Origin of the sequence: Burkholderia sp. MBR-1 (genome assembly GCF_013822785.1) — a bacterium.
Taxonomy (GTDB): Bacteria; Pseudomonadota; Gammaproteobacteria; order Burkholderiales; family Burkholderiaceae; genus Burkholderia; species Burkholderia vietnamiensis.
On the sequence record NZ_CP053610.1, the window covers coordinates 960,652 to 983,244 of the forward strand.

At 70.2% G+C, this 22,593-nt stretch carries 15 protein-coding genes; 7 read left to right on the forward strand and 8 right to left on the reverse strand.

The features are described 5' to 3' along the window. Positions 1 to 4 precede the first annotated feature (4 nt). Both MBR110_RS19070 and MBR110_RS19075 read left to right on the forward strand, forming a co-directional pair. Positions 5 to 265, forward strand: coding sequence for a hypothetical protein (locus MBR110_RS19070; RefSeq protein WP_011882312.1), 261 nt, complete (start codon positions 5 to 7; stop codon positions 263 to 265). 218 nt (positions 266 to 483) lie between these two features. Further along, the gene (locus tag MBR110_RS19075; protein ID WP_011882313.1) at positions 484 to 786 is read left to right on the forward strand and encodes a DUF4148 domain-containing protein; all 303 of its coding nucleotides are present in this window, start codon (positions 484 to 486) and stop codon (positions 784 to 786) included. A 105-nt stretch (positions 787 to 891) separates the two neighbouring features. Here the strand turns inward: MBR110_RS19075 and MBR110_RS19080 are convergent, their stop codons facing one another. After that, a complete protein-coding gene (locus MBR110_RS19080) occupies positions 892 to 2,667 on the reverse strand; it encodes a diguanylate cyclase domain-containing protein (protein WP_181709479.1) in 1,776 nt (591 codons plus the stop codon). Then, entirely contained in the window at positions 2,664 to 3,800 is a 1,137-nt protein-coding gene (locus MBR110_RS19085) for an extracellular solute-binding protein (protein ID WP_181709480.1), read from the reverse strand. The genes MBR110_RS19080 and MBR110_RS19085 overlap by 4 nt, the downstream gene beginning before the upstream one ends. A gap of 229 nt (positions 3,801 to 4,029) precedes the next feature. On the opposite strand from MBR110_RS19085, the gene MBR110_RS19090 reads away from it, so the two are divergent. Continuing rightward, positions 4,030 to 5,463, forward strand: a complete 1,434-nt coding sequence (locus tag MBR110_RS19090) for an aminotransferase-like domain-containing protein (protein WP_059738626.1) — start codon at positions 4,030 to 4,032, stop codon at positions 5,461 to 5,463. Positions 5,464 to 5,642: 179 nt separating this feature from the next. Here MBR110_RS19090 and MBR110_RS19095 read toward each other — a convergent pair whose 3' ends face one another. From MBR110_RS19095 to MBR110_RS19120, 6 genes are all read right to left on the reverse strand, one after another. After that, the gene (locus MBR110_RS19095) at positions 5,643 to 6,923 is read right to left on the reverse strand and encodes a virulence factor family protein (RefSeq protein ID WP_014724816.1); all 1,281 of its coding nucleotides are present in this window, start codon (positions 6,921 to 6,923) and stop codon (positions 5,643 to 5,645) included. After that, positions 6,920 to 9,514 (reverse strand): bifunctional lysylphosphatidylglycerol flippase/synthetase MprF, encoded by a 2,595-nt coding sequence (gene mprF, locus MBR110_RS19100; RefSeq protein WP_011882318.1) that lies wholly within the window; start codon positions 9,512 to 9,514, stop codon positions 6,920 to 6,922. Before mprF ends, MBR110_RS19095 begins: the two co-directional genes overlap by 4 nt. Before the next feature lie 516 nt (positions 9,515 to 10,030). After that, on the reverse strand, positions 10,031 to 14,239 hold the full coding sequence (locus MBR110_RS19105; RefSeq protein WP_181709481.1) for a bifunctional nitrate reductase/sulfite reductase flavoprotein subunit alpha: 4,209 nt from the start codon (positions 14,237 to 14,239) through the stop codon (positions 10,031 to 10,033). A gap of 16 nt (positions 14,240 to 14,255) precedes the next feature. Continuing rightward, a complete protein-coding gene (nirD, locus tag MBR110_RS19110) occupies positions 14,256 to 14,603 on the reverse strand; it encodes a nitrite reductase small subunit NirD (RefSeq protein ID WP_014724812.1) in 348 nt (115 codons plus the stop codon). 37 nt (positions 14,604 to 14,640) lie between these two features. Further along, a complete protein-coding gene (gene nirB, locus MBR110_RS19115) occupies positions 14,641 to 17,223 on the reverse strand; it encodes a nitrite reductase large subunit NirB (protein WP_181709482.1) in 2,583 nt (860 codons plus the stop codon). A 21-nt stretch (positions 17,224 to 17,244) separates the two neighbouring features. Continuing rightward, a complete protein-coding gene (locus tag MBR110_RS19120) occupies positions 17,245 to 18,570 on the reverse strand; it encodes an MFS transporter (protein ID WP_045577938.1) in 1,326 nt (441 codons plus the stop codon). A 670-nt stretch (positions 18,571 to 19,240) separates the two neighbouring features. On the opposite strand from MBR110_RS19120, the gene cobA reads away from it, so the two are divergent. From cobA to MBR110_RS19140, 4 genes are all read left to right on the forward strand, one after another. Next, complete coding sequence (gene cobA / locus MBR110_RS19125; RefSeq protein ID WP_034195107.1) at positions 19,241 to 20,011, forward strand: uroporphyrinogen-III C-methyltransferase; 771 nt, start codon at positions 19,241 to 19,243, stop codon at positions 20,009 to 20,011. Between the two features lie 178 nt (positions 20,012 to 20,189). Beyond that, the gene (locus tag MBR110_RS19130; protein WP_011882325.1) at positions 20,190 to 20,783 is read left to right on the forward strand and encodes an ANTAR domain-containing response regulator; all 594 of its coding nucleotides are present in this window, start codon (positions 20,190 to 20,192) and stop codon (positions 20,781 to 20,783) included. Between the two features lie 5 nt (positions 20,784 to 20,788). Beyond that, positions 20,789 to 21,832 (forward strand): CmpA/NrtA family ABC transporter substrate-binding protein, encoded by a 1,044-nt coding sequence (locus MBR110_RS19135; protein WP_011882326.1) that lies wholly within the window; start codon positions 20,789 to 20,791, stop codon positions 21,830 to 21,832. A 112-nt stretch (positions 21,833 to 21,944) separates the two neighbouring features. Then, positions 21,945 to 22,589 carry a uracil-DNA glycosylase family protein gene (locus tag MBR110_RS19140; RefSeq protein WP_011882327.1) on the forward strand — a complete coding sequence of 215 codons (645 nt, stop codon included), beginning with the start codon at positions 21,945 to 21,947 and terminating at the stop codon, positions 22,587 to 22,589. The last annotated feature ends 4 nt before the right edge of the window (positions 22,590 to 22,593 follow it).

Sequence of the window (22,593 nt, forward strand, 5' to 3'; positions counted from 1 at the left end):
CGGCATGGAACCATGCCGTTACTGCCACCGAATCCGCGATGAATGGGATTGCCACGGCGACGAGTGTCGCCGCGCGATCGCGAAGGCACTGCGCCGGCAGCGCGCGGGCTTGCCGATGGTGCCCGATCGCATCCGCAACGAACTGCCGTCGGACGCGCCGACCCAGCAGGTGATCGCGGTCCTGTCGCGCCAGCGTCTGCGCGCGCGCCGCGGCAACGAGGAACGCCGCGAGCGCAAGGAAATCGACGACGCGGACGGCGTCTGAAACGGGCCGCTGGCCTCCGCCGTCCACCGTCGACCCGCGTGGGATGCATGCGGGGACGAATCCCGTTTCGCCTTCGTTTGCGCCCGCGATTATTGCCCTCACCAAAAGAATCTTTCGTCGAAACCCGCGTTTACCCTGAATCTTCCGACGCCTACGATGTAATCAATCGCTCACGACACGGTGTCGCCGGCGAACTCAATAGAACATCGGAGGTCATCATGAAGTCGCTCGTTTCCGCAGTCGTTGCCGCTGTCGCCCTGTCCGCTTCGGTCGGCGCATACGCGCAAAGCACCGTCACCCGTGCGCAGTTGCGCAACGAACTGGTTCAACTCGAACACGCAGGCTACACGCCGAGCCAGTCGAGCCCGCACTATCCTGCCGACATCCAGGCCGCGCAAGCCCGCGTACATGCGGTCGACGACAGCGGCTACGGCGCACAGCCGGCTGCGGTAGTCGAAGGCGGCGCACCGGCGGCAGTCAAGGTGCGCCCGGCACACGACTCGGTCTATTTCGGCCACTAAGCGTGCCGCCGCGCGCATCGCGCGGCCGACGCAGATCCGGCGAGCCCGTCGCGAGACGGGCTCGCGCCGTTTCATCGTCGGGCTTCCACTGCCCGGGGACCGCGCTCAGCAGCCGTCCTCGGCCGCCGCGCGCTGCGCGCCGTCGGCGGCGCCTCCGCTGCCCAGCAAGGTCTGATACCGCACGCATGCGCTCTGCGCCGACGCCTTCGCCGCGTACATCGCCGCGTCGGCCTTCACCAGCAGTTCCTCGGCCGATGTGCCGTCGGCCGGATACTCGCTGACGCCGATGCTCGCGCCCACCGCCAGTTGCCGGTCGCCGAACTTCATCTCCTGCGCCATCACGATCTGGATACGCGACGCGATCTCGTCGATGACCGTCGGCGAGCGCACGTCGGCGATCAGCACGATGAATTCGTCGCCGCCGAGCCGCGCCGCCATGTCGCCGGTGCGCAGCACCTGAGTCAGCCGCGTCGCGACGGCGACGAGCGCGCGGTCGCCGGCCGCGTGCCCGTGCTGGTCGTTGATCTGCTTGAAGCGGTCGAGATCGACGAACATCACCGCGAGCCCGTCGCGCGTCGCGGCCGCGTGCCCGATCGCCTCCTCGAGGCGCTCCATGAACAACAGGCGGTTCGGCAGTCCGGTCAACGGATCGTGACCGGCCAGATGCGCGAGCTCCTGCTGCTTCGCGCGCAACATCGCAACCTGCGTGCGGATCTCGACGCGCATGCTGTCGAAGCAGCGCGCGAGCACGCCGATCTCGTCGGCGCGCGCGACGGGCAGCCGCTCGGTGGCCCGCTCGTCGAACACGTGGGTCGCCGCGCGCGCGAGCATCTGCAGCGGCCGCGTGATCGCGCGCGCGAACAGGATCGCGAGAATCACCGCCGCGACGCTCATCAGCAGCACCATCCGGACGATCCGCTCGCCGAGAATCCCGGCCGGCGTCAGCACGTCGGCGAGCGGGCGCGAGGCGCCCAGCACGACGAAGCGGTTGCCTTCGGCGTTGCCGAACGGCGTGCGCACGAACGCCGCCATCTCGCCCGGCAGCGTGTCGGGCTCGGCGAGCCCGTCGAGCGTCACGTTCGTGCGCACCCCGCCGAACAGCAGCCGCGTGGCCGGAAAGCTGTCCTGCATCAGCACGCGCCGGCCGCGATCGAAGCCGAAGGTCTGCGACGGATCGGGATGCACGATGAAGTCGCCCCACTCGTTCGCCATGTACACCGCATAGTCCTGCGGCAGGTCGCGCTCCAGCCGTTCGAACATGCGCGACAGCTCGACGTCGATCACCAGCGCGCCGACGATCCGGCCGTGCAAGTCGACCACCGGCGTGCCCACCCGCAGCATCGGCAACCCTTCCGCTTCGTGCGAACCGTTCTCGTGATCGATGCCGATCGGCGACAGGTAAATGTGGCCGGGCGCCGTCGCGAGCGTGTCGAAGACGTATGAAAACTGGCCCTTCTCCTGAAACATCGTCTCCGGCAACACGACCACGCCGTGCGCGTCGCGGTCGACGCGAAGCCGCTCGAGCCCGAAATCCGCGCGCGCGATCAGCCGGATCTGCAGATACTCGGGATGGTTGCGCATGAAACTGACGTACACCTGCTCGAGCCGCGTGCGCGGCGCGCGGTCGGGGTCCGTGCCGAGCGCGACGCGCGCGGACGAAGGCAGCTGCGCGAGCACGAGCGCATCGTCGGCGACGTCGGACAGCGCGGTCGTGAAGCGCTTCCCGAGCAGGTGCGTCGACATCAGCAGGCTGTGCTGCGCCTCGAGCACGAGCATCGTCCGGTTCGCGCGATAGGCGTAGTAGCCGGTCGTGCCGGCCGCGATCACGCCGATGCACGCGAACAGCACCGACAGCTTCGACGTGAGCCCGAGCCTGATCATTTGTCGAACCGCTCCGGGCGATCGCCCGACACGATGCGGCTCCACAATGCCTCGCGCCGCGCGATGTCCTCCACCGGCTGCAGCCACACCAGATGCTGGTGCCCGGCGTCGAGACCGGGCGTCGGCTGCAGCGTGTTGGCGAGCCCCTGGCGCTCGGTCAGCAGCGTGCCGACCGCCGGCTCCAGCATGTAGTTGATCCAGGCGAACGCGAGCGCGCGATGCTGCGCGCCGCGCGTGACGCCCCAGCAATCGAGCCAGGCGAGCGCGCCTTCGTCCGGAATCACGTAGCCGACGTCCGCGCCCGCGCGACGCAGCTGCTCGACCTGCTGCGTCCCGTAGTTGCCGAACATCAGCGCCGCACGATGCGCGACGAACAGCGCGGTCGCTTCTTCGGGCAGCGTGTAGTAGGTGAGCAGGTTGCGCCGCAGGTCGACCAGCTTGCGTGCGACGGCAAGCGTTTGGGCGGGCGTCAGGCGAAACGGCTCGGGATAGCCAAGGGCAAGTGCGGCGAACGAAAAATTGTGCTGCGCGCTGTTGAAATCGAGCACCTTGCCACGGTAACGCGCGTCCCACAGCGCCAGCATCGAGTGCGGCGCGACCGGCACCTGCTTGCGGTCGTAGATCAGGCCCATCGACGAATAGGTGAACGGAATCGCATAAGCGAAGCCGTTGCTGACGAGGCCGCCGATCGTGTCGAGCTGCTGGAAATTCGGCAGTTGCCGCCGGCGGTTCGGGATCTGCGAAAGCTCGATCGGCGCGAGCAGGCCGTCGCGCACGTAACGCTGGATCTCGGCGGTGTTCGCCGCCAGCACGTCGTACGGCGGCGGCGACGCGCTGTGCATGCGGCTCCACAGCGCCTCGTCCGAATCGACGAAGGTCACTTCGACGCGCGCATGGAATTGCGTCTCGAAGGCACTGACGACATCGTTGTCGGCATAGCCCGGCCACGCGAGCACACGCAGCACGTTGTCGCCGGCCGCTTCGGCCGAGGCCGCGGATGCGCGAGCGCCCGGCACGCACAGCAGCGCCGTGACGAACAGCCGGCACACGACCCGGCTCGCGTGCAGACGCACGTGCTGACCCACGCCGATTCCCCTGATCAATCGGTCCCCGCCCGCGTTCCCCGAATGCATCCGACTGTCCTTTTTAGAGTCGATGCCTATCGTGCCACAAGACCATAAAAACAATGCGTATGCAATCGGAACAAGCCGTACGCAAGCGGTGTGCAGTCGGGCTTCGCGGGAGCGACGGACGCGGCTGCGCGCGCGCTTTCCTTTTCCGGCCGCGCATCGGACAATGGCGCGCCGATGCCGCGCCGCGTCGGCGCACCTGCACGGCGACACCCTGCCCGCGCCCGTACCGATGAAACGCTACGAAACCCTCGCCCATACGATCGCCGACGAAATCCGCGACGGCAACCTCGCGGCCGGCACGCGCCTGCCGTCGCTGCGCCAGATCATCGCGCAGCACGGCGTGAGCCAGTCGACGGTGTTCCGCGCGTATTACCTGCTCGAGCAGTGGGGCTTGATTCGCGCGCGTGAACGTTCCGGTTATTACGTCGCGCCCGGTGCGGCCGCCGCAGCGCAGCCGCCCGCGCAAGACGGCGCGCAGCGCGCGGGCGCCACGCGCAAGGTCGATATCAGCGATCTGGTGTTCTCGGTGCTCGACGCCGCGACGCAGCCCGGCATCGTGCCGCTCGGCTCCGCGTTTCCGTCGCCGCAACTGTTCCCGCTGCCGCGCCTCGCGAAGTCGCTGGCGCAGGCCACGCGGCTCGTGAGTCCGTGGAGCACGGTCGTCGATCTGCCGCCCGGCAACGAGGCGTTGCGCCGGCAAATCGCGCGGCGCTATCTCGCGACCGGCATCGCGCAGCCCGTCGACGAGATCGTCGTCACGAACGGCGCGCTCGAGGCGCTGAACCTGTGCCTGATGGCCGTCACGCGGCCCGGCGACGTGGTGGCCGTCGAATCGCCCGGCTTCTATGCGGCGCTGCAGGCGATCGAGCGGCTTGACCTGCGCGCGGTCGAGATTCCGGTCGATCCGCGCACGGGCCTCGATCTCGACGCGCTCGCGAACGCGCTCGCCCAGCACGACATCCGCGCGTGCTGGTTCATGACCAATTTCCAGAACCCGACCGGCGTCACGCTTTCAGCAGACAAAAAGCGCGCGCTGGTCGACATGCTCGCCGCGCGCGACGTGCCGCTGATCGAAGACGACGTGTACGGCGAGCTGCATTTCGGCCCCGACTATCCGCTGCCCGCGCGTGCGTTCGACCGGCACGGCCTCGTGATGCATTGCAGCTCGTTCTCGAAGACGCTCGCGCCCGGCTACCGGATCGGCTGGGCCGCGGCCGGCCGCTTCGCGCAACGGGTGCAGCGGCTCAAGCTGATGACCACGCTGTCGGCCAGCATTCCGGCGCAGGCCGGCATCGCGAACTATCTGGAGCACGGCGGCTACGATCGTCATCTGCGCAAGCTGCGCGGCGCGCTGCACGCGCAGCTCGCGCGCATGGACGATGCACTGCGGCGCTGGCTGCCGGCCGGCGTCGAATGGACGCGGCCCGACGGCGGCTATTTTCTGTGGCTGTCGTTTCCCGACGCGATCGACGCGATGGAGCTGCATCGGCAGGCGATCGCGCGCGGCATCAGCTTCGCGCCGGGGCCGCTGTTCTCGGCCGCGCACGGCTTCGAGCGCTGCGTGCGCGTGAATTTCGGCCATCCGTGGAGCAGCGACATCGAGCGCGCGATTCGCGTGCTCGGCGAGCTCGTCGCCGAACCGTCGGTGCGCAAGGCCGGCTGAGCGTCACGCGCACGCAGTGCAGGCGGCGCACGTACGCGGTGCGGTGCGGTGCAAGCCCTTCGCTCCCTCGACGCGTGAGCACGGCGGCCACCCCGCCCACCAATGAAAACGGGCGACCCTCAGGCCGCCCGTTCCGCTCATCCTGCGTGCCGCGCCCGCCGCGACGCGGGCGCCGCCGATCAGCGCGCCGGCACCGGCTTGCCGAACCCGCCGAGGATCTTCTTCTCGAGCGCGATGTAGTCGTGGCCGAAGTGATGATCGCCGCCGGTCTTGATCACGTCGGCGCCGGTATTGACGAGCGCCGGGCACATCGTGTCCTTCTCTTCGGCGCCGTAGAAGCACTGCACGAGCTGCGGCGGCACCTTCGCGATTTCCGGCGCGACCTTCAGCGCCTTGTCGCTCGCCGGCATCCCGAGCCAGCCCGTCACGCGGATCTGGAAATCCGCGGCCGGCGCGAAGCCGAGCAACGCCATCACCGCGACCTTCTCGCGCAGCTCGGCCGGCAGCCGGTTGTAGGCGAACGGCATCACGTCCGCGCCGAACGAGTAGCCGACCAGCGCAACGCGGCTCGCATGCCAGCGCGCCGTGTAGGTGCGCATCACGCGCGCGAGGTCGCGGCTCACCTGGGCGGGCGGCTTCTCGCTCCAGAAATAGCGCAGGCTGTCGATGCCGACCACCGACACGCCGTCGCGCTGCAGCGCCTCGGCGATCGTCTTGTCGAGATCGCGCCAGCCGCCGTCGCCCGAGATCACGATCGCGAGGCGATCGCTGCCGCCCTTGGCCGGCAGCTCGACGAGCGGCAGGTCCGAGACGTCGAGTTCGTCGCTGCTGCTGGTGTCGTGCAGATGGGCCGTGACGAGCGACACGAGCTTCGCGGTGTCGCCGGCGGCGGCCGTTTCGACGAAGCCCGGCATCGCGCGCCGCACGATCGTCGGATCGGGCGGGCACGGCTTGAAGCGCGCATCGAGCTTCGCGGCCGGCTCGACCGACACGACGCCGGCGATGGTGTTCTCCGGCGCCATCGACAGAATCTGCCGGGCGATCGCGCCGCCCTGCCCGACGCCCGCGACGATCGGCGTGTAATAGCGTGCCGATTGCGCGAGGCGCTCGAGCTGGTGGCTGACCGCCTCGGCGTCGCCGTCGAGGTGGTGACAGGTCTCCTGCTTCGCGGCGAGATTGGCCGCGTAGCGCTCCGAATCCACGCCGACCGTCATCGCGCCCGCTTGCGCGAGCGCATCGGCCGCCTGCTGGTCGGCCGCGCCCCAGCCGCGCTCGCGCGAGAACAGCACGACGAAGCCGCGCAGCGGGCCGCTCGGCTTCGTGACGGTCACCGGGCCGTAGCGGCCGCCGGAGACGGTTTCCGGCTTCGCCGCGACAGGTTGTGCGGCGCTCGCGGCGCCGGCCAGCATCATTGCCGCGCAGACGATTGCCGTCTGCGCGATACCCTTCTTCAACATCATGAACGCCGACCTCCAGCCAGCAGGGACAGATCCGCGAGCGTGACGAACACGCCGACCGAGCCCGAGGCCGCCAGATAGCGCGGCTCCCAGTGCGGCTCGAACTTGCTCTTGAACGCACGCAAGCCGCGGAAGTTGTAGAAGCGGCCGCCGAAGCGCCACACCATCAGTCCGAACCGGTGCCACGGCGACGGCATCTTCGCCGCCCCCATGCCCGAGAACGGCGCGATGCCGAGGCTCAGCTTGAGGAAACCCGCTTCCTTCAGATGCAGCGCGAGCTGCGTAAACAGATACTCCATCGCATACGGCGACGCCTCCGGCAGATGGCGCATCACGCCGACGGTCGCCTCGGTGTTGAGGTCGGTCGTCATGAACGTGACGAATGCGATCGGCTTGTCGGCCTGGCGCACCAGCATCACCGACTGCGTGGCCAGATAGCCGTCGTGGAACGCGGCCACCGAGAAGCTCTTCTCGCGTGCGTCGCGGCTGTCGAGCCAGCCGTCGGAGATGTCGCGCAGCGCCGGCAGCGCGGCAGGCACGTCGTGCGGCGCGATCACCTCGACCGACAGCGCGTCCTTCTCGCCGCGGCGCAGCGCATAGCGCAGGTGCGAGCGGTTCGAGCCCTTCAGGTCGAACCGGTCGAGCGCGATGTGTGCTTCCTCGCCGAGCTTCATCAGCGTGAGGCCCGCGTCGAGATACAGCGGCAGCGCGTTGGCGCGCACCTGGTAGAACGCGGCGCGGCCGCTGTGCGCGTGTGCGAGCGCGATGAACTTGCTGATCAGCGCCGGCCATTCCTCGCGCGGCCCGACCGGGTCGTGCAGCGCGGCCCAGGTGCGGCCGTTCTTCGCATACATCAGGAACGCGCGGCGCGACTCGGAGAACAGGAACGACTTGTCGCCCATCAGCGCGAGGCCCGCGTCGCTGCATTCCTGCGCGCGGATGATCTGCTCGGCGTCGAGCAGGTCCTGCGCGGCCGGCTTCACGAAACGGCCGGGCGCCGGCCTCAGCAATTGCCACAACGCGAACATCGCGACGAACACGCCGGCCGCGAGCGTCGCCCGCAACGCGCGCGGCGCGCGCGCGTCGAACGAGAAATGCGACCACAGGTCGCGCGTGTACGGCACGTCGCGGAACGCGAAGCACAGCACCCACACGGCGAGGATCAGCACCATCGTCACCGACACGAACCAGCTCACCGTGAAGCGTTCGGCCAGCAGCGACGAATGCCGGTTGAAGCGGCGGCGGCTCACGAGCAGCAGCACGAGCAGCGTGCCGAGCACGCCGGCTTCGACGAAGGCGAGCCCCTTCGCGAGCGACAGCGCGAGGCTCGCGAGCGTCAGCGCGAAGGTCATCCACCATGCGCCGTCGAGCCGGCGCAGCAGCCCGCGCGCGACGAACAGCAACGCGACGCCCAGCACGCTGCAGATCACCTGCGAACCCTCGAGCACCCACAGCGGCACGATGTTGCGCAGGATCGCGATCCGATGCCAGAACGCCGGGGTCGCGCTCGAGATCACCAGCATCCCGCCGACCGCGAACGTCACGAGGCTCAGGAACAGCGGCGCGAGCTGCGACACGCGCGCGGCCTGCCGCGACACGAGCCGGTGGCGCAGCGCACGGCCTTCGAAACCGGCCAGCAGGCCGGCCGACAGCACGAGCGGCACGCCGAAGTAGATCGCGCGGTACGCGATCAGCGCGGCGACCATCGCATGGGCGGGCACTTCGCGGCCCAGCGTGAAGACCATCGCGGCCTCGAACACGCCGATCCCGCCCGGCGTGTGGCCGATCATGCCGAGCAGCAGCGCGGCCGCGTACACGGTGATGAAGGTCGGGAAGCCGACCGGCGCGGCCGGCAGCAGCACCCACAGCGTCAGGCCCGCGGCCACGACGTCGAGCACCGCATACACGACCTGGGCGACGAGGTCGCGCCGCGCCGGCACGTCGAACGACAGCCATTTGAAGCGCGTGACGACCGGTCGCGCGGTGCGGCCGCACATCGCCGTCATCGCAGCCAGCGCCGCGAGCAGCGCCGCGCCGCTCCACGTCGGCACGGCCGGCGCGACGTGCAGCATCGCGGCGAGCGTCTGCGGCACGCAGACCATCCCGAGTGCCGTCATCAGCACCAGCGCGAGCGCGAGCGTGCCGCTGGTGAAGACCGTCATGCGACCGATCTGCGCGGGCGTGACGCCCGACACGCCGTACACGCGCGCGCGCACCGCGCCGCCCGTCAGCGCGCCGAAGCCGGTCGCATTGCCGAGCGCGGAGCCGGCGATCGCGCCGGTCCACAGCGCCGCACGCGGCACCGCGGCGCCGACGTAGCGCAGGCCGACCGCGTCCCGCGCGACGAGCGCGAGATAGCTGAATGCCGTCGCGGCCAGCGACGCGCCCCATTCGCGGGCGGACATTTGACGCAGTTGACGGATCACCGACCGATAGTCGACGGATTGCGACAGGTGCTGGAAGACCACGATCAGCAGCAGGCCGATGCCGAGCGCGAGCAGCGGGGACAGCACGCGCTCGTTGCGCAACAGCGCCGAGACACGGGCGATCGCCGCCGCGGCACGGCCGGGCGGCCCAGGGTGGCGGGAAGACATAGGTTGTTCAGTGGTGGTGCATAGCAAGTCGCGGCGCGGGACGGCCGGGCGGCGACGAATCTGGCTGGTTGTTCTGCATGGGCGGTCCGCCTGAGACGATGGCAGGCGACGCCTGGGTCAGAAATTACGAGTATACGGAATTTACATTACAGAATGTTTCGATTTGGCGTCGGGCGGGTTGGACACGCCGCGCGCATCAAAAATCCGTAAAAAGAATGCGCGCTGCGAATCATACCGGGAAGCGGCGGGGGTTTTCATCAGGAGAATACCGGGAGGGGTGTGCGGCGGGAGATTCTTGCCGGCGGCTGGGTCCGCGAGCGGCGTCGGTGCGGCGACGCGGCCGGCGGAAAACGGGGCGCGAAGCGCTCGGCACGACGCAGCGCGTATTCGGCGCCAGCCGGCGCACCCTTCAGCGCAGGCGGCCGACGCCGACGGTCACGTCGAAGCGGCTCGCATGACCGACGGCGCTCGACGTGGCCGCCGCGGATGGAGAAGCGCGACGGCCGCCCCACCCGCTCAATACACGTCCCGCACGTAGCGCCGCGCCTTCGCGAGCCGCGCGACGTAGTCGTTCGCGGCTTCGTCCGACATTCCGCCGTGTTCGGCCACCACTGCCTTCAGCGCGGTATCGACGTCCTTGGCCATCCGGGCGGCGTCGCCGCACACGTAGAAATGCGCGCCGTCCTCGAGCCAGCTGTACAGCTCCGCGCCGTGTTCGCGCATCCGGTCCTGCACGTAGATCTTGTCGGCCTGGTCGCGCGAGAACGCCAGATCGAGCCGCGTGAGGAAGCCGCTGTCGCGCATCGCGCTCAGCTCGTCGCCGTAATAGAAGTCGGTCTGCGCGTGCTGCTCGCCGAAGAACAGCCAGTTGCGCCCGCGCGCGCCGCGCGCCTGCCGCTCGTGCAGGAAGCCGCGGAACGGCGCGACGCCGGTGCCGGGGCCGACCATCACGACCGGCACGTCGCCGTTGACCGGAGGCCGGAAATGCGCGGACTTCTGCACGAACACGGGCACGCGGCCGTCGTCCGCGCGATCGGCGAGGAACGTCGACGCGACGCCTTTACGCGCGCGCCGGCCGTTGTGATAGCGCACGGCCGACACCGTCAGATGGATCTCGCCGCGATGCGCGCTCGGGCTCGACGCGATCGAATACAGCCGCGGCTGCAGGCGCTTGAGCATGCCGACCAGTTCCATGCCCGACAGCTCGACCGGAAACTCGTGCAGCACATCGGCCAGCTGTTGTCCCCACAACCACTGCTTGAGGTCCGCCTTGCGATCGTCGCCGAGCAGCGCCTTGAGCGCGCCGTTCGCGCTGCGCGACGCGATGAACGCGAGCGTGTCCGGATGCGGGCGCGTGATGTCGAAGTGGCGCGCCAGCGCATCGGCCAGGCGCACGTCGCCGACGCCCGCCACCGACACCGGCGTGTCGGCCTTCAACGCGGTGACGGCCAGCAGCTCGTCCACCAGTTCCGGGCAGTTGGTCGGCCACACGCCGAGCGCGTCGCCGGCCTCGTATTCGAGGTTCGCGCCTTCGGTCGACAGCGACACGTAGCGCGTGTCCTTCGCCGCGCCCGGCCGGTTCAGCCGCAGGTTCGCGACGAGCTTCGACGGCGCCGGATGCGCCTTGCTCGGCAGCAGCCCCGACGCGCTCGCGCCGGCGCTCGGCACCGCGTGCAGCGCCGCGTCGGCCTCCTTGATCCGCGCGACCACGCGTTCGAGCCATTGGTCCGCGTCGCGCTGGAACTCGACGTCGCAATCGACGCGCGCACACAGCCGAGTCGCGCCGAGTTCTGCGAGCCGCGCGTCGAGCCGGCGGCCGTGGCCGCAAAACTGGTCGTAGTTGCGATCGCCGAACGCGAGGACCGCGAACTGCATGCCTTCGACGCGCGGGGCGCCGGCCGCCTGCAGTGCGTCCCAGAACTCGCTGCCGTTGTCGGGCGCGTCGCCGTCGCCGAACGTGCTGGTCATCAGCAGCACATACTGCGCGCTCGCCAGCGACGCGACCGGGTAATCGGACATGCACGCGGTGCGGATCTCGAAGCCGGCGTTCATCAGCTGCGTCGCGTAATCCTCGGTCAACGATTCGATGTTGCCGGTCTGCGACGCCCACAGCAGCGTCACCTTCGGCCGCGTGCGCACGATCCGCACGCCGCCCGGCGCGGCCGCGTCGGCCGGCAGCGCGGGCGCCGCGCGTTCCGTCGCGGGTGCGGGCGCCGAGCGGCTGAACAGCCCCGCGAGCATCCCGTCGAGCCAGTAGCGCACCGGCGGCGTGAGCGGCGCGCCGGCCGGCAGCACCGGCACGCCGCCGTCGCGGCGGCCCGCGCTCGCCCGCAGCCCGCCGACGAGGCCGGCCACGTACAGGCGCTCCGCGTCGGAGAGCGGCGGCGGCGCGAGATCGGCCACGCCGAGCGCCGCCGCGAAAGTGTCGAGGTCTGCCATGTCGGATTCCTGTGAAGCCGCGAGCGATCCCGGCGCAGCCTGAGCATCGGCTGCTGCGGCGGCGTGGGCGGCATCGGCTGCGGCCGCATCGGGTCGCGCCGTGTCGTCGTCGGCGGGCGCGAACGCGTTCGTGTCCGCGCGCGTCAATGCGACCGCGCAGTATTTCAGTTCGGGTTGCTGCGATTCCGCGTCGATCGCGTCGTTCGTCACCGCGTTGATGCACAGCTCGTCGCCGTACACGTCGTTCCAGTGCATCGGCGCGAAGCAGTTGCCGCGCAGCACGCGTTCGGTCACGACGGCCGGCAGCACCGCGCGGCCGCGGGCCGAGCGAATCTCGACGCTGTCCTTCGCGGCGATGCCGAGCGCGCGCGCATCGTCCGGATGAAGTTCGACGAACGGACGCGGGTTCAGCTTGTTCAGCATCGCGACCTTGCCCGTCTTCGTCATCGTGTGCCACTGATGCTGCAGGCGGCCGGTGTTCAGCACGATCGGGAAGGTAGCGTCGGGCAGCTCGGCCGGCGCGACGTGCGGCCGCGCGAAGAAGCGCGCGCGGCCCGACGGCGTCGGGAACGCGATGCGCGGCGCGGCGCCGCCGTCGGCCGCCGGCCGCAGCGTCTGGCTCACGCCGTCGTTCAGATAGCGGATCGGATGCCGCTCGCGCGCGGCGCCCGGCGCAACCGGCCATTGCACCGGCCCGTCGCGCAGCGCCGCATGGCTCGCGCCGCGCAGGTCGTAGCCGGTCGCCGGGTTCGAGAACCGCACGATCTCGTCGAACACGTCGGCCGCCGACGCATAGTCGAATGCAGCGCCGAAGCCCATCGCGCGCGCGACTTCCGCGACGATGCGCCAGTCCGGCAGCGCGTCGCCCGGCGGCGCCACCGCCGCGCGCATCAGCGTCAGGTTGCGCTCGGAGTTGACCATCACGCCGTCGCCCTCGGCCCACAGCGCGCCGGGCAGCAGGATGTCCGCATAACGGTTGGTTTCGGTGTCGAGGAACGCGTCCTGCGCGATCACCAGCTCCGCCGCCTGCAGCCCCGCGATCACGTTCTGCCGGTTCGGCACCGTCGCGACCGGGTTCGTGCAGATGATCCAGCACGCCTTGATGTCGCCGGCCGCCATCCGCTCGAACAGGTCGACCGTGCCGCTGCCGGTCTCCTGGCGCAGCGTGCCGGCCGGCACGCGCCACAGGTTTTCGACGAACCGGCGGTCGTCGTCGGACGCCACCGAGCGCTGGCCCGGCAGGCCGGCGCCCATGTAGCCCATCTCGCGGCCGCCCATCGCGTTCGGCTGGCCGGTCAGCGAGAACGGCCCGCTGCCGGGCCGGCAGATCGTGCCGGTCGCGAGATGCAGGTTGCAGATCGCATTGGTGTTCCACACGCCGTGCGTGCTCTGGTTGAGCCCCATCGTCCAGCAGCTCGTCCATTCCGGCGCATCGCCGATCCACTGCGCGGCCGTGCGGAGGTCGTCCGGCGCAAGGCCGGTGATCTCGGCGACGCACTCCGGCGTGTAGTCGGCGAGGAACGCGGGCATCGCGTCCCAGCCCTCGGTATGCGCGTCGATGAACGCGGCGTCGGTGCGGCCGTTCGCGTGCAGCAGATGCAGCAGCCCGTTGAGCAGCGCGAGATCGGTGCCGGGCCGGATCTGCAGGAACAGGTCGGCCTTGTCGGCCGTGCCGGTGCGGCGCGGATCAACGACGATCAGCTTCGCGCCGGCCTTCACGCGATCCATCATCCGCAGGAACAGGATCGGATGGCAGTCGGCCATGTTCGCGCCGATCACAAAGAACAGGTTCGCGCGATCGAAATCCTGGTACGAACCGGGCGGACCGTCCGCGCCCAGCGACTGCTTGTAGCCGGTGCTCGCGCTCGCCATGCACAGCCGCGAGTTCGACTCGATGTTGTTGGTGCCGACGAAGCCCTTCGCGAGCTTGTTCACGAGGTACTGCGCCTCGATCGACATCTGCCCCGACACATAGAATGACAGCGCGTCCGGCCCGTGCGCGTCGAGCACCGCGCGCAGCCGGCGCGCCGTCTCGGCGATCGCGTCGCGGGCCGGCAACGGGACGAGGTCGTCCTCGCGGGCGCGCCGCACGAACGCGCGATCGAGCCGCCCGGAGCGGCGCAGCGCGACGTGCGCGGACGAGCCCTTCGTGCACAGCCGCCCGAAGTTGGTCGGATGCTCGGAGTCGCCGGACACCTTGACGACTTCGTCATCCTCGACGTGCAGCACCATGCCGCAGCCGACGCCGCAGTACGGGCACACGCTCTTGACGGGGGTGGCGCTCATGCGTGCTCCGTGACGTTCAGGCGGCGATCCACACGAAACCGTCCTCGACCCGCGACGGATAGGCGCTCACCGATTTGTCGGGTGCTTCGAGGCATTCGCCGGTCCGCAGATCGAAATGCTGCTTGTACAACGGCGACGCGACGACGATGCGCTCGCCTAGGCTGCCGATCAACCCGCGCGACATCACCGCGGCCTGCGACACCGGATCGACGTTGTCGATCGCGAACACGCCGCCGGCTTCGGCGTGCGCGACGTGGAACACGGCGACCTGCTCGCCGTTGACGAGCGCGCATACGCCCGTGTTCGGCACGATGTCGTCGAGCGGGCATACGCGGGTCCAGGACAGCGGAAGACGATCGTTCATGATGGGCTCCTTGAATGAGGCGCTGGCGTCGGCCAGCTCAGGCGGTGGCGGGTTCCGCGACGACCGGGATCGCGACCGGCTTGCCGCCGGGGCGCTCGTCGGGCGTCGCGGGGCGGATCTGGCCGCGCGTCTCGACGAACGCGATGGTCGTGTCGGGCGCATCGCTGTTCACGAAGTGGCGGAAGCGCTTGCGCGTCTCGGGATCGGTGACGGCCTTCTTCCATTCGCATTCGTAGGTGTCGACCACGTGCTGCATGTCGGCCTCGAGCTCGGCCGCGATCCCGAGCCGGTCGTGCACGACCACATCGATCAGGTAGTCGAGCCCGCCTTCGAGGTTGTCGCGCCACACGCTGGTGCGCTGCAGCCGGTCGGCGGTGCGCACGTAGAACATCAGGAAGCGGTCGATGTAGCGGATCAGCGTGGCGCGATCGAGGTCGGAGGCGAGCAGCTCGGCATGGCGCGGCTTCATCCCACCGTTGCCGCATACGTACAGGTTCCAGCCCTTCTCGGTCGCGATAATGCCGACGTCCTTGCCCTGCGCTTCCGCGCATTCGCGCGTGCAGCCCGATACGCCGAACTTGATCTTGTGCGGCGCGCGCAGGCCCTTGTAGCGGTTTTCGATGTCGATCGCGAGGCCGACCGAATCGTCGACGCCGTAGCGGCACCACGTCGAGCCGACGCACGACTTCACCGTGCGCACCGCCTTGCCATAGGCGTGGCCCGATTCGAAGCCGGCCGCGATCAGCTCCTCCCAGATCGACGGCAGCTGTTCGACGCGCGCGCCGAACAGGTCGACGCGCTGGCCGCCGGTGATCTTGGTGTACAGGCCGTACTTCTTCGCGACCTGGCCGACGGCGATCAGCCCTTCCGGCGTCACCTCGCCGCCCGCCATGCGCGGCACGACCGAGTACGTGCCGTCGCGCTGGATGTTCGCGAGGTAGTAGTCGTTCGAGTCTTGCAGCCCGGCATGCTCCTTCTTCAGCACGAACTCGTTGAAGCACGATGCGAGGATGCCGGCGACGGCCGGCTTGCACACGTCGCAGCCGAGGCCGCGACCGTGCTTGTGCAGCAGTTCGTCGAACGTCGTGATGCGCTCGACGCGGATCAGATGGAACAGCTCCTGGCGCGAATGCGCGAAGTGCTCGCACAGATGGTTGTTGACCGCGAGGCCCTGCTTCTTCATCTCGGCCTTCATGATCTGCGTGACGAGCGGCACGCAGCCGCCGCACGACGTGCCCGCACCCGTGCACGACTTCAGCGCGCCGAGGCTCGTCGCGCCGTCGGCCACCGCCGCGCAGATCTGCGACTTCGACACGTTGTTGCACGAGCAGATCTGCGCGCCGTCCGGCAGCCCGTCGACGCCGAGCGCGGGCTTCGCCGCGCCGTCCGACGACGGCAGGATCAGGAACTCGGGCTGCGCCGGCAGCTCGATGCGGTTCAGCATCATCTGCAGCAGCGTGCCGTATTCGGTCGCATCGCCCACCATCACCGCGCCGTGCAGGAACTTGCCGCAGTCGGACACCACCAGCTTCTTGTAGACCTGGCGGCGCTCGTCCGCGTACTGGTAGGTGCGGCTGCCGGCCGTCGCGCCGTGCGCGTCGCCGATGCTCGCGACGTCGACGCCCATCAGCTTCAGCTTGGTGCTCATGTCGGCGCCAGCGAATGCGGCATCGGCCGCATCGGCCGCATCGGTCATCTTGCCGCCCAGTTGCTTCGCCACCACGCGCGCCATGTCGTAGCCGGGCGCGACGAGGCCGTACACCATGCCGTTCCACGCCGCGCACTCGCCGATCGCATAGATGTCGGCGTCGCTCGTGCGGCATGCGTCGTCGATCGCGACGCCGCCGCGCGGGCCGATGTCGAGGCCGCATGCGCGCGCGAGTTCGTCGCGCGCGCGGATGCCGGCCGAGAACACGATCATGTCGGCATCGAGATGCGAGCCGTCGGCGAACGCCATCCGGTGCGCGTGCTGCTCGCCCTCGACGATCTCCAGCGTGTTCTTGCCCGTATGCACGGTCACGCCGAGCGACTCGATCTTCGCGCGCAGCATCCGGCCGCCGCCGTCGTCGACCTGGACCGCCATCAGCCGCGGCGCGAATTCGACGACGTGCGTGTCGAGCCCCATGTCGCGCAGCGCCTTCGCGCATTCGAGGCCGAGCAGCCCGCCGCCGACCACCACGCCGCGCGTCGCGTGCGCGCCGCGCGCCTGCATCGCTTCGAGATCCTCGATGGTCCGGTACACGAAGCAGCCGTCACGCTCGTGGCCGGGCACCGGCGGCACGAACGGCCGCGAGCCGGTCGCGAGCACCAGCTTGTCGTACGCGAGCGTTGCGCCGGATGCGAGCGTGACCGTATGCGCGTCGCGGTCGATCGACGCGACGCGCGCGTTCAGCCGCAGGTCGAACTGCCGATGCCGTTCGAAGAAGCCGGGCTCGACCAGCGACAGGTCGTCGGCCGACTTGCCCGCGAAGAATTCCGACAGGTGCACGCGGTCGTACGCCGGGCGCGGCTCCTCGCCGAGCACCGTGACCTGCAGCGTGCCGGCCGCGTCCGCTTGCGCGGCGAGGCATTCGAGCAGCTTGTGGCCGACCATCCCGTGGCCGATGACGATCAGTTTCATGATGACGTTTCCCTCGGTCGATCAGTTCGCGGCATTGGCGGTGGCCAGCGCGCGGTCGCGCAGCTCGGCCTCGCGTGCCTTGTGTTCTGCGCTGAAGCGCACGGCCATCGCGCACAGCGCGGTCGCGGTGACGACGAGCCCGAGCAGGCTCAGCGCGTGCTGCACGTCGCCGACGCCCTTCAGCAGGAACGCCGCGGCCACCGCGCCGACGTTGCCGCCCGCGCCGACGATCCCCGCGACGCCGCCGAGCGCGCGGCGGTCGATGAACGGCACGAGCGCATAGGTCGCGCCGCATGCCATGTGCGTGAAGAGGCCGAACGTCAGCATCGCGACGAGCGCCATGCCGATGCCTTGCGCATGCGAGAACCACAAGAGCCCGAGCCCTTCGCCGATGATCAGCGCGCACAGCAGCGTCGCGCGCACGTCGAGGCTGCGCCGCGCGGCGATCCGGTCCGACAGCCAGCCGCCGAGCGCGCGGGCGAACAGCGCGAGCAGCCCGAACAGGCCGACCGCGAAGCCGGCGTCCTTCAGCGACAGCTTGAAGTGGTCGACGTAGTACAGCGCGGCGATGTTGTGGATGAACACCTCGACGCCGAAACACGCGCCGTAGGTGACGAACAGCATCCACACGCGATAGTTGCCGCACGCGGCGAAGAAGCTCGCCCAGCCGCCCTTCTTGCCGCTGTCGACCGTCACGCCCTGCTTGCGCAGCGCGACGAAGTCGCCTTGCGGGCAGTCCTGCGTGAAGCGCCAGTACGCCCACGCCATCGCGAGCATCGCGATGCCCGGCACGACGAGCGCGATGCGCCACGACGCGTCGTCGCCGAAGCCGAGCAGCAGGCCGGCCGCGACGAGCAGCGGCATCATCGCCTGCGTCGCGCCTGCGCCCGCGTTGCCCCAGCCGGCCGTCGTCGCGTTCGCGGTGCCGACCACGTTCGACGCGAACATCACCGACGTGTGGTACTGCGTGATCACGAAGCCGGCGCCGATCGCGCCGATGCCGAGCCGGCAGATCAGGAACGACAGGTAGTCGTGCACGAACGACACCGCGAACACGGGGATCGCGCCGAGCAGCAGCAGACCGACGTACACGCGGCGCGGGCCGAAGCGGTCGCACAGCGGGCCGACCAGCAGCCGCACCGCGATGGTCGCGGCCACCGCGGCGATGTTGATGTTCGCGACCTGCGCCGCGGTGAGATGGAATTCGCGCGAGATCAGCGGCATCAACGGCGCACACGCGAACCACGCGAAGAAGCACACGAAAAACGCCATCCACGTCATGTGGAACGCACGCATCGGCGCGCTGCGGAAGCTGAAGAGATCGATACGGGTAGCTTTGTCGGTCATGTCATCCGCCAAACGAAAAACGGCGTCCTGCACATCCGATCTCGTCGAGACCCGATGTGTAGGACGCCGTTGCCCATGAAGCCCGTTGCCGGGCGCGTCAGTATTCGGTACTGCGGACGAATCGCCGTTGATTCGCCCGAGCCAGCTAACGCAAGCGGCGTGCCATGCAACGCGAAATCGCCGCGAGCGCCCTGTCGTACAAGGCTCGCCGGGCGCCGTCGGCCGGCTTGCGCGGAATCGGCCGCGATACGTCGGGAGGCATCGCGGCACAGATGTGGTGCGCTGCAGCACTATCGCCGTGCGATGTCGCGGTGCGTGCCGGTGCGTCGCGATGCACGTCGCGCGGGCATCGGATGCGCGGCGGCGCCGCATGCGAGTGCATGCGTTCGCGTGCCGCGCTGGCGTCGTGCGCCGCACGTCGCCACGGGCGCGGGCCGCGACGCGACGCTTGGCCCGTTTATTGCTGAATCCGTTGTCGACACCGGCAACGGCGCCGGTGGGCGGTCTTTCCCCATGCCGTCCCGGCCGATCCAGGCGGGGCCGGCAGAACCGACGTGGACAACGGCGTCCAGCCCGTGCTCGGCACGGCGGAACGCCGTGGTCGCCTCGACCGCCCGCCGCCGCGAGCAACAACGCGTTATCGCCGCCGCATGCGGCACAGGAACACGACATGACGACTGGAAAAGTCACGCTGCTGGGCGCCGGCCCCGGCGACCCCGATCTGCTCACCCTGAAGGCCGCGAAGGCGCTGGCCGCCGCCGACGTGCTGCTGCTCGACGATCTCGTCGCGCCGGGCATCGTCGAGCTTGCGCCGCAGGCGCGCGTGATCCGCGTCGGCAAGCGCGGCGGCTGCCGCTCCACGCCGCAGGCGTTCATCGAGAAACTGATGCGCCGCTACGCGCTGCGCGGCGCGCACGTCGTGCGCGTGAAAGGCGGCGACGCACTGCTGTTCGGCCGCGCCGGCGAGGAGCTCGCGACGCTGCGCGCCGCCGCGATCCCGGTCGAGATCGTCAACGGCATCTCGTCGGGGTTCGCGGCCGCCGCGAGCCTCGGCATCTCGCTCACGCATCGCGAACATTGCCAGGGCGTCACGTTCGTCACCGCGCACCGCCAGGATCACGGCGAGCCCGACTGGGCCGCGCTGGCGGCCACCGGCACCACGCTCGCGATCTATATGGGCATGAGCCGCGTCGACAGCATCGCGACGGGCCTGCTCGCCGCGCTGCCCGCCGCGACGCCGGCCGCCGCCGTGCAATGGGCCGGCACGCCGCACGAACGCCGCTGGACCGGCACGCTCGGCGGCCTCGCGCGCGGCATCGACGACGCGCGGCTCGGCAGCCCGGCCGTGATCCTCGTGGGCGGCGCGATCGGTGCAGCGTGCGCGCAGCGCACCGACACCGATCCCGACACCGCAGCCGCACCGATGTCGTGGGCCGCGTGATGGGCTGCGCCGCGCGGCATCGTCCGCATCACCATTGCGCTCACGGCAGGCGCGCTCGCGCCGGCTGCCGGTGCGGCTTGCCCGACGCGCTCGACGCGTCCGCTGCGGCAAGCTCCGCGCGGACGTCGGCCGATCCGTTCAACCGTTGCACCGAAGCCCGTCCGTCCCCGTTCGCGTCATGAGTTCGTCCGTTCCGCCCGCCCGCCTGCGCGTGCTGCTCGTCACCGATACCGACAAGCCGATCGGCGAGCTCGGCGACGCGCTCGCACGCCTCGGCTACGAGATGCTCAACGACGTCGCGACGCCGGCGCGCCTACCCGCCGCCGTGGAGGAGCAGCGCCCCGACGTCGTGATCATCGATACCGATTCGCCGTCGCGCGACACGCTCGAGCAACTGGCCGTGATGCATGCGACCGCGCCGCGCCCCGTGCTGATGTTCAGCCACGACGCCGATCAGGCGCTGATTCATGCGGCCGTCGGCGCCGGCGTCAGCGCCTATCTGGTCGAAGGGCTGTCGGCCGAGCGCCTCGCGCCGATTCTCGAAGTCGCGCTCGCGCGCTTCTCCCACGACGATGCGCTGCGTCGCCGGCTCGCCGACGTCGAGCGCGAGCTGGCCGAACGCAAGCTGATCGATCGCGCGAAACGCCTGCTGATGGACAGGCGCAGCCTGTCCGAACACGATGCTTACGCGCAGCTGCGCAAGCGCGCGATGGATCAGGGGCTGCGCATCGTCGACGTCGCGCGGCAACTGCTCGACGCGCCTTCACAATGACCACCATGAACCCTCCGATTCCCGCCGCGCCCGAACGCGCGCATCTTCGTCTCGGTTTCGTCGCGTTGAGCGATGCGGCCCCGCTGATCGTCGCGCAGCGCCTGAATCTCGGCGCGCGCCACGGGCTGACGCTCGAGCTGCACCGCCAGCCGTCGTGGGCCGCCGTGCGCGACAAGCTGCTGAGCGGCGAACTCGACGCCGCGCACGCGCTGTACGGGCTCGTCTGCGGGCTGCAGCTCGGCATCGGCGGCCCGCAGGCCGACATGGCCGCGCTGATGGTGCTGAACCGCAACGGCCAGGCGATCACGTTCGCGCGCGGCCTCGCCGACGCCTACCGCGCCAGCGGCGACGTCCGCGCCGCGTTCGCGACGCTCGGCCGCAAGCCGCTGCTCGCGCAGACCTTCCCGACCGGCACGCACGCGATGTGGCTGAACCACTGGCTCGCGTCGCACGGCGTCGATCCGCTGCGCGACGTGCGCAGCGTCGTGATCCCGCCGCCCGAGATGGTCGCCGCGCTCGCGGGCGGCGAACTCGACGGCTTCTGCGCCGGCGAGCCGTGGCACGCGGTGGCCGAGGCCTGCGGCGCGGGCCGCACCGTCGCCGTCACCAGCGAGATCTGGCCCGATCATCCGGAGAAGGTGCTGGCGACGCGGCGCGATTTCGTCGCGCTGTATCCGGCGACCGCGCGCGCGCTGATCCGCACCGTCGTCGATGCGTGCGCGTGGCTGGACGACCCGGCGCACCGCCGCGACGCCGCCGACTGGCTCGCGTCGCCCGACGCGCTCGGCGTGCCGGCCCGCCTGATCGCGCCGCGCCTGCTCGGCGACTACGGCGCCGGCCCGTTCGCGCAGCCGCCGCTGCCGATCCGTTTCCACGATGGCGGCGGCGTGAACCGGCCGGATCCGCAGGAGGCGCGGTGGTTCCTGTCGCAATACCGGCGCTGGGGCATGCTCGAGGGCACGCAGGACGACGCGCAGATCGCCGCGGCGATCGCGCAGACGGCGTTGTATGATGCTGCCGTCGCCGAAGACGGTACGGCCGGCCGCTGACTCCCTCCGCGGAGATGCGGCGGCGGCCGGCCCGCCGCCCAGCGCAATGCGCGGGCGCCCAATGCCCGTACCGCTGCACCCGTATCGCCACTCCGTCCCCGGTCCCGAATCGATGCCGAAACGAACGCGCACGTCGCTCGACGTGCTGCTCACCGAAATCCACGCGTGCCGCACATGCGAAGCCGAGCTGCCGCTCGGGCCGCGCCCGGTGCTGCGCGCCCATCGCGACGCGCGCGTGCTGATCGTCGGCCAGGCTCCCGGCGCGCGCGTCCATGCGAGCGGCATCCCGTGGGACGACGCGAGCGGCAAGCGGCTGCGCGACTGGCTCGGCGTCGATGCCGACACGTTCTACGACGAGACGCGCTTCGCGATCGTGCCGATGGGGTTCTGCTATCCCGGCCGCGGCGCGAGCGGCGACAACCCGCCGCGGCCGGAATGCGCGGCGCTGTGGCTCGACCGGCTGCTGGCCGAATTGCCGTCGATCCGGCTGACGCTGCTGATCGGCCAGTATGCGCAGCGGCATTTTCTGCGCGACGCGCGCAAGGCGACGCTGACCGACACCGTGCAAGCGTGGCGCGACTACGGGCCCGGTGTGCTGCCGCTGCCGCATCCGTCGCCGCGCAACCAGGGATGGTTCAAGCATCATCCGTGGTTCGACGCCGAGGTCGTGCCCGAGCTGCGTCGGCGCGTCGCGCCGCTGCTGGCGCGCGACGCATGTACCGGGCCGCCGGCTGCGGCGCCATCCTTTCCCGCTTGAACGC